This is a genomic window from Pantoea sp. GbtcB22 (assembly GCF_019091025.1).
Taxonomy (GTDB): Bacteria; Pseudomonadota; Gammaproteobacteria; order Enterobacterales; family Enterobacteriaceae; genus Pantoea; species Pantoea leporis.
In genome coordinates this window covers 1-279 of the sequence record NZ_JAGXKB010000115.1, presented here as the reverse complement: position 1 = coordinate 279, position 279 = coordinate 1, and the positions used below count along the sequence as shown (strand labels likewise).

Sequence of the window (279 nt, the reverse complement as noted above, 5' to 3'; positions counted from 1 at the left end):
CTCGAGATGGCACTCTCGGCATTGCGCTTGGGACACCGTGTGATAGGGACCGCTCGTGATGTCAAGACTGCTTCGATGCGGTGCCCAGAGTTTGAAGAGCTTGGCGGCCAATGGCTTCAACTGGACGTTTCGAGACCTGAGACGCAACAGATTTTGGAAGGTCTATTTTCTGTAGAAGAGAATCACCTTCAGCCAGATCAGACACAACATTGGGTCATTGTGAACAATGCAGGTAGTAGCTTGATTGGAGCAGTGGAGGATATGAGTGAACAACAGATC

At 50.2% G+C, this 279-nt stretch carries 1 protein-coding gene; it reads left to right on the top strand.

The genetic code is table 11. The features are described 5' to 3' along the window. The coding region (locus tag KVT28_RS24960; protein WP_217550828.1) for a hypothetical protein at positions 1-279 on the top strand (279 nt) is incomplete at both ends.